This window comes from Sphingomonas oryzagri (genome assembly GCF_029906645.1).
Taxonomy (GTDB): Bacteria; Pseudomonadota; Alphaproteobacteria; order Sphingomonadales; family Sphingomonadaceae; genus Solisphingomonas; species Solisphingomonas oryzagri.
On the sequence record NZ_JARYGZ010000008.1, the window covers coordinates 2,501 to 5,341 of the forward strand.

Annotated in this window: 2 rRNA genes (1 of these 2 running past the window's edge); both read left to right on the top strand. The window is 54.7% G+C overall.

Annotation, left to right across the window (positions count from 1 at the left end):
• Positions 1-2,553 (top strand): 23S ribosomal RNA (locus tag QGN17_RS20860); it begins 238 nt to the left of the window's first position.
• A 129-nt stretch (positions 2,554-2,682) separates the two neighbouring features.
• Positions 2,683-2,797, top strand: a 5S ribosomal RNA gene (gene rrf, locus QGN17_RS20865).
• Positions 2,798-2,841: the final 44 nt, after the last annotated feature.

The window sequence follows — 2,841 nt, forward strand, 5'->3', positions numbered from 1 at the left end:
ATCTCAGTACCCGGAGGAAAAGACATCAACCGAGATTCCGTTAGTAGTGGCGAGCGAACGCGGACCAGGCCAGTGCCTCTGATTCAACTAGCAGAACGATCTGGAAAGTTCGGCCATAGCGGGTGACAGCCCCGTATGCGAAAGTGAGATCAGAGGACTCGAGTAGGGCGGGACACGTGTAATCCTGTCTGAACATGGGGGGACCACCCTCCAAGCCTAAATACTCGTGCATGACCGATAGCGAACAAGTACCGTGAGGGAAAGGTGAAAAGCACCCCGATGAGGGGAGTGAAACAGTACCTGAAACGGATTGCCTACAAGCAGTTGGAGGGTCTTTAGGGCCTGACAGCGTACCTCTTGCATAATGGGTCTGTGACTTAATGTATCGAGCAAGCTTAAGCCGATAGGTGTAGGCGCAGCGAAAGCGAGTCTGAATAGGGCGACTGAGTTCGATGCATTAGACCCGAAACCCGGCGATCTAGGCATGACCAGGCTGAAGGTGGGGTAACACCCACTGGAGGGCCGAACCGATTAACGTTGAAAAGTTACCGGATGAGTTGTGTTTAGGGGTGAAAGGCCAATCAAGCCGGGAAATAGCTGGTTCTCCGCGAAAACTATTGAGGTAGTGCCTCGGACGAATACCCTAGGGGGTAGAGCACTGGATGGATGCGGGGGTCGCGAGATCTACCAACTCTAACCAAACTCCGAATACCTAGGAGTACTATCCGGGAGACAGACGGCGGGTGCTAAGGTCCGTCGTCAAGAGGGAAACAGCCCTGACCTACAGCTAAGGTCCCCAAGTCGTGTCTAAGTGGGAAAGCATGTGGGAATCCCAAAACAACCAGGAGGTTGGCTTAGAAGCAGCCATCCTTTAAAGAAAGCGTAACAGCTCACTGGTCTAAACAAGGGTTCCTGCGGCGAAGATGTACCGGGGCTCAAGACACGCACCGAAGCTTAGGGTGTGACATTAGTCACGCGGTAGCGGAGCGTTCCGTAAGCCTGCGAAGCGGTCTGGTAATGGACCGTGGAGGTATCGGAAGTGCGAATGCAGACATGAGTAGCGATAAACAGGGTGAGATGCCCTGTCGCCGAAAGACCAAGGGTTCCTGCTTAAAGCTAATCTGAGCAGGGTAAGCCGGACCCTAAGACGAGGCCGAAGGGCGTAGTCGATGGGAAGCAGGTTAATATTCCTGCGCCTGGGGATGTGTGACGGATCACGTGTGTTGTACCCTCTTATCGGATTGAGGGTGCTTCGAAGTGGTTCCAGGAAATAGCCTCCCCGTACAGTCCGTACCCGAAACCGACACAGGTGGTCAGGTAGAGTATACCAAGGCGCTTGAGAGAAGTGTGCTGAAGGAACTCGGCAAATTGCCTCCGTACCTTCGGAAGAAGGAGGCCCCATCTAAGCGCAAGCTCTGATGGGGGGCACAGGCCAGGGGGTAGCGACTGTTTAGCAAAAACACAGGGCTCTGCTAAGTCGGCTTCAAGACGACGTATAGGGTCTGACGCCTGCCCGGTGCCTGAAGGTTAAGTGGAGGTGTGCAAGCACTGAAATGAAGCCCAGGTAAACGGCGGCCGTAACTATAACGGTCCTAAGGTAGCGAAATTCCTTGTCGGGTAAGTTCCGACCTGCACGAATGGCGTAACGACTTCCCCACTGTCTCCAGCACATGCTCAGCGAAATTGAATTCTCCGTGAAGATGCGGAGTACCCGCGGTTAGACGGAAAGACCCCGTGCACCTTTACTGCAGCTTCAGAGTGGCATTAGGAAAGAACTGTGTAGCATAGGTGGGAGGCTTTGAAGCATCGGCGCCAGCCGGTGTGGAGCCATAGGTGAAATACCACCCTGTTGTTTTCTGATGTCTAACCTGCTCCCGTGAAACCGGGAGAGGGACCCTCTGTGGCGGGTAGTTTGACTGGGGCGGTCGCCTCCTAAAGAGTAACGGAGGCGCGCGATGGTTGGCTCAGGCCGGTTGGAAACCGGCTGTTAGAGTGCAATGGCATAAGCCAGCCTGACTGCGAGACTGACAAGTCGAGCAGAGACGAAAGTCGGTCATAGTGATCCGGTGGTCCCTCGTGGAAGGGCCATCGCTCAACGGATAAAAGGTACGCCGGGGATAACAGGCTGATAACCCCCAAGAGCTCATATCGACGGGGTTGTTTGGCACCTCGATGTCGGCTCATCACATCCTGGGGCTGGAGCAGGTCCCAAGGGTTTGGCTGTTCGCCAATTAAAGTGGTACGTGAGCTGGGTTCAGAACGTCGCGAGACAGTTTGGTCCCTATCTGCCGTGGGCGTCGAAATTTGAGAGGAGTTGACCCTAGTACGAGAGGACCGGGTTGAACATGCCTCTGGTGGACCTGTCGTCGTGCCAACGGCGCAGCAGGGTAGCTATGCATGGACGGGATAACCGCTGAAAGCATCTAAGCGGGAAGCCTCCCTCAAGATAAGATTTCTTTAGGACGGTCGGAGACCACGACCTCGATAGGCCGGATGTGGAAGCGCGGTAACGCGTGGAGCTAACCGGTCCTAATTGTCCTATTCGCGCTTGAAGAGTCCACACCCCCACCCCCAAGGCTGGCCAAAACCAGCAGGGACAGGGTGTGCAAGGTAACAAAACCACAGCACGGTAATCTCAACATCGATTTCTAAACTTCTCAGTCTAGCACACGTATCCTATAGCTTGGTGGCCATAGCGTCCGTGACCCACCCGATCCCATCCCGAACTCGGCCGTGAAACCAGACTGCGCCAATGGTACTATCGCTTAAGCGATGGAAGAGTAGGGCGCCGCCAGGCTTTACGATACGTGCGCTAAACTAAAACTATCCGAACCCATTCAC